This is a genomic window from Mesorhizobium sp. M1406 (assembly GCF_040317555.1).
Lineage (GTDB): Bacteria > Pseudomonadota > Alphaproteobacteria > Rhizobiales > Rhizobiaceae > Mesorhizobium.
This window is the reverse complement of the sequence record NZ_JAMYKW010000127.1, coordinates 1-5,984: the sequence shown is the minus strand read 5'-3', so window position 1 is coordinate 5,984 and position 5,984 is coordinate 1. Positions and strand designations below refer to the sequence as shown.

Annotated in this window: 7 protein-coding genes and 2 pseudogenes; 6 read left to right on the top strand and 3 right to left on the bottom strand. The window is 58.3% G+C overall.

The genetic code is table 11. The features are described from left to right. The 5 genes and pseudogenes from NKH03_RS34125 to NKH03_RS34105 all read left to right on the top strand — a co-directional run. Nucleotides 1-286: pseudogene (locus NKH03_RS34125) on the top strand (cupin domain-containing protein); the annotation flags it as partial. 928 nt (nucleotides 287-1,214) lie between these two features. Continuing rightward, nucleotides 1,215-1,523, top strand: coding sequence for a hypothetical protein (locus NKH03_RS34120; protein ID WP_352973233.1), 309 nt, complete (start codon nucleotides 1,215-1,217; stop codon nucleotides 1,521-1,523). A 12-nt stretch (nucleotides 1,524-1,535) separates the two neighbouring features. Then, on the top strand, nucleotides 1,536-1,811 hold the full coding sequence (locus NKH03_RS34115; RefSeq protein WP_352973232.1) for a hypothetical protein: 276 nt from the start codon (nucleotides 1,536-1,538) through the stop codon (nucleotides 1,809-1,811). Between the two features lie 922 nt (nucleotides 1,812-2,733). Beyond that, entirely contained in the window at nucleotides 2,734-2,868 is a 135-nt protein-coding gene (locus NKH03_RS34110) for a YHYH domain-containing protein (protein WP_352883363.1), read from the top strand. Nucleotides 2,869-2,920: 52 nt separating this feature from the next. Then, complete coding sequence (locus tag NKH03_RS34105) at nucleotides 2,921-3,364, top strand: dCTP deaminase (RefSeq protein WP_352973231.1); 444 nt, start codon at nucleotides 2,921-2,923, stop codon at nucleotides 3,362-3,364. Here NKH03_RS34105 and NKH03_RS34100 read toward each other — a convergent pair. After that, nucleotides 3,361-3,546 carry a hypothetical protein gene (locus NKH03_RS34100; RefSeq protein WP_352883361.1) on the bottom strand — a complete coding sequence of 62 codons (186 nt, stop codon included), beginning with the start codon at nucleotides 3,544-3,546 and terminating at the stop codon, nucleotides 3,361-3,363. The two genes, NKH03_RS34105 and NKH03_RS34100, sit on opposite strands and share 4 nt — an antisense overlap. Between NKH03_RS34100 and NKH03_RS34095 the strand changes: the two genes are divergently transcribed. Then, complete coding sequence (locus NKH03_RS34095; RefSeq protein WP_352883360.1) at nucleotides 3,545-3,859, top strand: hypothetical protein; 315 nt, start codon at nucleotides 3,545-3,547, stop codon at nucleotides 3,857-3,859. The two genes, NKH03_RS34100 and NKH03_RS34095, sit on opposite strands and share 2 nt — an antisense overlap. Before the next feature lie 563 nt (nucleotides 3,860-4,422). On the opposite strand, the pseudogene NKH03_RS34090 reads toward NKH03_RS34095, so the two are convergent. Both NKH03_RS34090 and NKH03_RS34085 read right to left on the bottom strand, forming a co-directional pair. Then, nucleotides 4,423-5,395, bottom strand: a pseudogene (locus NKH03_RS34090) (IS1595 family transposase). A gap of 76 nt (nucleotides 5,396-5,471) precedes the next feature. Next, on the bottom strand, nucleotides 5,472-5,783 hold the full coding sequence (locus tag NKH03_RS34085) for a C2orf78 family protein (protein WP_352973230.1): 312 nt from the start codon (nucleotides 5,781-5,783) through the stop codon (nucleotides 5,472-5,474). Nucleotides 5,784-5,984 lie beyond the last annotated feature (201 nt).

Below are 5,984 nucleotides of genomic sequence, written 5' to 3'. Positions count from 1 at the left end.
TTACATCCTGGAGGGTGAACTGAGGATCCGCCACTTCGAGGCTGGTGAAGCGCCGCGCACGGTAGTCGCCGATCCAGGCAGCGCGGTCCGTATCGGACCGATGGAGTCGCACGATTACTCGAACGAAAGTGGTAAGCAGGTGCGCATGCTCGTGCTTGTCGAGCCGTCGATGACTGCCTTCTTCCGCGACATCGGTACCGTCGAGCCGCTGACGCAGCCCGATTTCGCCAAAATCGGCGCGGCCATGCAGCGCCATGGCATAAAGATCCTCGACATGGCCGCTTAGGCCCAGACTGCTTCGGAGGCGACGGCGATGAACCGCTCGGCGCCTCCGCTATTTTGCTTGCGCGATAGGCAACAGGGCTAACCAGGCGGCTCGCCCGAAGATCGGCGACAAGGTTCGGCTAGAGACGATGACGTTCCTCAATCGTACCTGCCCCGGAATCCTGACGACAACTCTCGACCCGGCCCCAACGGGGCCGGGTCTGGGCGCCTAGCTGGAGGCGCTGTCGGGGGCGGGTACAGCGCAATGTGGAAAGCGCGCCGCCCCCGACAGCTAAACCCTTCATTCGGTGGGGCAACACCAGCGAAACTCAGGTCACGCGCAGGGCGCGATCTTATGCAAGCCGCAGGAAGAGGGCGCTCGGCGACCCGCGACGGCTTCGGCCTGAGAGCAACGACATCGTCTTGCATCGCGCGGGCGGCGGACTGTTATAAAGGGGAAAGCCGCTAAGGCTCTAAAGTCGTGCAGCCGCCGCATCAAAGACCAAACGCCGCCTCTGTAGCTGATTCCGGTTCGTCACTTGGTCTGGCCGATGGCTCCGGTCGGCAACGTAGTCAACGAAAACACACCAGCGCCGCGCGTCACCACGCAGTGACCTCCCATGAGTGCGGCAGAACCTATTCGTACCCATGAGCCAGGAGCCGCTGGCGTTACCCGTTCCTTACAAAGCCCACGGCGCCCAAATCGTTCGGGAACCTCGGCGCGCCTGGCGAGTTGATGCCGATCCGGAACGGGAGACCCTTGCCATGACGCACCCAGACCCCACCTCGCCCGCAGGCGTCCAGCCCGGCCCGGCCGGGAAGCGACCGACGCCCTCACCGGCAACCCAGAAGACCTCGGGCGCAGGTCCCTCAATCGCTGAACATTCCAAGGATGCCAAGACACCCAAAGCCGGCAGGCAGCCGGGTGCCTACGTCAAGGATAAGACCACGTGAACGTTGCGAATCTTCAGCTTGAGGGGCTGCTGATGGCGGTGGCGGCGGTCAACAACATCCTGGTCCATCGTGGAATCCTTTCAGTCGACGATATCGATATGGCCCTGCGTAAAGCCGAGGCCTTAGTGACTTCAGAAGAACGAATGTACGAGGACATGTCCCCGGCGAACCGCGATGCGGTCTGCTTTCCCTTGCGATTGTTGCAGGTAGCCAACCGCGCCCAATTCGAATCCGGTTTGCCAGCCTTCTGCGAGCTGACCAGGCAGGTTGGGATGACCAAACAACCTTACAATGACCAAATGTGAGCGGAGGATGACATGCAGGTCTTGGAAACCGTGGTGAGCCACGATCGCGTTGAATTCCGGGGCGACGGTGGCGAGGTCATTGCCGTTACATTGGCGGCCGGGCCCGCGCTGGTAGACGAGGAATTGGTCGCCAAGGCGAAGGTCATGCTGCTTCATGCCGCCAGTTTCGGCAGCGAGGAAGAGGCAGACAGGAAGCTTTCTCCGGGCTCAGATGTATCTGGTTCGACCGCTGGCCCCGGGCAGGAGCAGGCGGAAGCCCCGCCTCCGCCGACCCCCGGTGTGCCTTGACCGCGGTGCTAATCCGCCGCACTTGCAAACATGACCGATTCGGTTGGTTGGTCGTACCGCGATCACGGGAATGGGCCTTGCCGGCCCGCGTCCAGTGCTCTAATCGATTCGCCTGATACGACCCTTTTCGAGACGGAAGACCCCGCTTTGCCCGCCTTGCCTCTCGAAGTCGGTCTGTAGTTCATCCCACGTTCCGAGGAACTCTCCGCAATCATCACAAACGATGAGCGTCTCCGGCCGAACGTCGTGTGGAATTCTCAGCCGAATTTCCAGGCAGTAAGGGCATTCCAAAAGGTGATTCAGGTATTGCAACTGCGACATGATTCCAAGGATGCATCCAGAGATGACCAATCGCAAGGTGGCTTGCGCCCTCCGCTTTCCTGAATGGCGCCGACCAGCCGCAACACAGGTGAAACCGGACTTGTCGAACCTCAACCTCGCTTTCAGAGCTTGAGAGCGCAGCGGACCGCAGCGCCGCGGCCCGATCTACAGATCATCCTTTGGCGTGCTGCCTTGATGCTCCGGAACGTCGCTGCGTCCCGCTAGAGAGCCGGCCAGGGAGGACACAAGGAACTCCATCGCCGCCGAGATGAAGACTCGACCGGTCGAATCTCATTAGATCGTCCTGCGCGAGTGGCTGGAAACGAACGCCTATCTGCCCGTCCGGATGATCTATGAGGAAGCGAGACGGACGGAAGCTCTTAAGCCACGGCTTCCGCGATCACACCATGACCGCGCGTCGGCGAATCGGCCATTCTTCAAGGGCGGCGGACCTGATGTCCGCTTGGCCGGCGCCGCACAGCCCAACAGCTCCCACCCTGGCGCCGGCCATCTTCTCTTTGCCGAACGCGAGAAGCGTTCCCCCCGACGTTGTGCCGACGCACGAATAGTGCTTTGGTGCCGAATTACTTGGGAGGGCAATATGAAAACAGCAATTGTGGCCGCTTTGACGGCTTTGACGATGGCTCTTGTGACCAATGCCTATGCGCATAGCGGCGGCACCGATAGCAACGGGTGCCATAAGAACCACAAGACCGGCGAATATCATTGTCACTAGTTCTTTAGCACCTTGGGGAGCGCCAGCGCCTGCTCCCTGTCGGGGATTGAAGATGAGAATTCGAACGATGGCCCATTTCTCGGCCGTGGCGCTTATGCTGGCGCTCGCCACTCCGTGCCTTGCGCAGCAGACATTCGGAGGAAATGACTGCGCCGTAGGGCTAACGTCCCACTCTAGAATTGCCGCCCGTGTTGAGGGCAAGAGTTCGATGGCCAGACTTGGAATCGGAGTGCATCTAACTGCGCCCACAATTCACGCGGGCTTCGCCGGCCAGATCCGCCTTGAAATGGTAAATCACAACACGATTCCTGTGAAACTGAAGCCGGGCATGCGTATCTGCCAACTGATTTTGAACAGACCCTGGGGACGCCTGTCCGTGGCTACAAAGGCAGGTTTGCGGGACAGACGGCTGGCGCAAGGAAAGGCTGACCCAGCCGCAGGGGGAATGTCTCGCTCCACAAGGCAGGCCGTTTTAATTCGCTTTTCACAAGGCTAGCGTTTCTTCGGCCTTACCACCGCGCCTTTGCTGGCGCGGTCAACCGCTTCGTCATGTGGAGCGTGCTTGGCCTGCGGGATCTTTTTCAAGATCGCGTCGAAGTGATCTTCGGACTGATCGGTCTTCAGTTCGCGGGCGGCTTGCTTGAACTTTTCAATCTGTGCTGCTTCTTTATCTGGCATGAATCGAATCTTTCTGTTTGCCGATGAAGCTGGCTGTTTCAATTTCTCTAAGGGGCAAAATATCAGCCGCTATTACATCGTCTGCACGGCCATTCTATCCAATTGCAACATAGGCATCAAACTTCAGGAATTGAGGCGCGACCTAGCTTGGCAGGGTGCGCCGCTAGGCGACTACTTTCACGCCACAACCGATCGGCAGGAGGTACGCAACGCTGTCTTTGATTTCTTGGCGAAAGAGAAGTTCACCATCCACCATCATGGAGAAGTCGAAGGCCATTCCCAAGGTGCGGGTTACGGAAGATCGATTTTATAAGATCGGTTGGCATTTTCACTTTCAGCACTCTTCCGATGCTTACCTTAAGGCGGCTAGCGAAATCATGATCACTGTCGCCTCTATCAGAACCAAGAAAAAGCGCATCGCGTTCGAGGACTCCGTAAGGGATGTGGTGAAGCAGAAAATCCGGAGCGATGGTTGGCGCGTCGCGTTCTGGCCGGCCAACACAGATCCATGTTTCCAGATAGCCGACTACTGCACTTGGGCTATGCAACGGAAATGGGAATTGGACGGCAAAGACACCCGTTCCGTTCCTACGAACTCCTCAGTGACAAAATCACGTACGAATTCGACCTATGGAAGCACGGTAAGAGGCACTACTACTCACAAGAAATTGCGGCCGCACTCCCAACTACCTCGTTTAGAGGAGCGCCCCGGGGCGCTTATCATTGGGTGCCAACCCGCATGACCAATATGCAACCAAATCAAGCGGGTGTCACTTGATTGTTTCATCCGGACCCGAAATGAGGCTTTAACACTGCCGCTTTCGCTTTTCTCCCTTCCAAAGTGGGAGCTTCAACTGTACCGGCTTCCGATAGTGTTCATGCTTCGCGGTAATGAGGCCCATGATAGGTCAGCCGCTTGCCCTTGGCGCCCTTCAAGGCAATGAGAGAACGAACGTTGTCTTCAATGCCCATGGCCGAACGGTTCGAATAACGGAAGTCGAACTCTGCCAGATAGCGGTGCAGATGGTGTTCGGCGCAATGCTGATAAACACCCGTGCCGCGCTTAAGGATGCTGTAGAAACCTTCTACGCTGTTCGTGTTGATGCGAACGCGCTCACCCCCGCCGGCAACCTTGAACGAACGGCCATATTCGTTTTCGCTGTGGTTGACCGTGCCGTGAGCGGCGAAGGCGGGGCGAAGTTCTGATAGACGCGCGCCTCGTCCGACATGAGAACGTTTCCTTGTCGATATTGGCATTCACGATGGGCAAAGGCGGGCAACCGAAGCGCTAGATAGGGAAGGAGCGGGCAATGCCGCCGCGCTCGACCAGCGTCAGCACAACGTTCTTGTGAGCGCCGCTAGGAGCAACCGGAACGCCCTTCAAACGACCGATGTAGGTTTCGTCCGCTTCAACGAACTTGCCAGCGCCGCCCCTGGGCGTGAAATTATCCGAGCGCATGGCTTCACGAATGCGGTGCGACAGGAACCACGCGGTCTTGTAGGTGCATTCCAGAACGCGGTGGAGCTGGCGTGAGGAAATGCCCTTCTTTGACGAGCACATAAGGTGGATAGCCTGAAGCCACTTGGTCAGCGGCAAATGGCTTTCCTCGAAGATCGTGCCCATACGGACGGTAAACTGCGCACGGCAAGCGCCGCACTTGTAGAGGCCATGACGCTCTACGCCGCCGGGATTCTTCTTCGAAGCCTTGGTATGCACGCCAGTCAGCTTGTAGTGCTTATCCATCGAACCGCACTTGGGGCAAACCGGACCCTGCGGCCACAACATACCCTCGACGTGTTCGAAGGCGGCAGCTTCATCGTGAAAGTAGGGGCGGGACAGGACGGACATGGCTTGTTCTCGGAACGTTGTCAGGATGTTCCACTAATTTAGCCGAAATTTTGGGTTTGTCAAAGATATAATCGCCTTAGCAATTGGAGACGGAGCCATGAAAACCGATCACTGTGACCGAGTCCGAGCAGCCCGAGATATACGCCACGGTAATGAGGGAAATGCCCGCCATACATCGGGCCGTCAGCAAGATGGCCAGGCGGGCGGCGGCGGTGGTGGTGAAGACGGCGGCGGCTGAGAGCCTTGCACGGCATCGCGCGGGTGTGATGGCTGGGTGTTGCCGGCGCTTGCGCCTTTTCGGTTTCGGCGTGATCTCCTCGACCCGCACCTTGTCGCCGATCTCCTTTGCCATCGCCAGGGCTTTGGCCTTGTTTTTGGTGGTCAGCACGGTCCGCTAATGCGGCTTCTCGAGCACGCTCGCGACATAAATGGTGGCCGGCTTGTCTTGTGACCCAGGACTTCGAAGAGTGAGCTTGACGCGGTGCAAACCGGCAGGTTCACCTTATGGCGCTTGGCATCGGCATGGCCGATGCTGATCGCGAGGATAGCGATAGTAGTGAGAGTCGTCTTGCTCATCTTTAGCCCCCTT